The 207-nt window shown below is 74.9% G+C and carries 1 protein-coding gene; it reads right to left on the bottom strand.

Translation table 11 applies throughout. The annotated features are described in order from the left end of the window. Nucleotides 1-207: hypothetical protein (locus V6B97_RS17520; protein ID WP_333507724.1), on the bottom strand; the 207-nt coding region annotated here is incomplete at both ends.

Consider the following 207-nt stretch of genomic DNA (forward strand, 5'->3'; position numbering starts at 1 on the left):
CGTGCCCTGGAGGTCGAGGTAGCCGCCCACGGTCAGGTTGTCCGGCAGGGCCGTGACGCCCGTGCCCTGGAGGTCGAGGTAGCCGCCCACGGTCAGGTTGTCCGGCAGGGCCGTGACGCCCGTGCCCCGGAGGTCGAGGGAGCCGCCCACGGTCAGGTTGTCCCGCAGGGCCGTGACGCCCGTGCCCCGGAGGTAGAGGGAGCCGCC

It is taken from the genome of Nitratidesulfovibrio sp. 1201_IL3209 (genome assembly GCF_036763125.1).
In the GTDB taxonomy this organism is placed as follows: Bacteria; Desulfobacterota; Desulfovibrionia; order Desulfovibrionales; family Desulfovibrionaceae; genus Cupidesulfovibrio.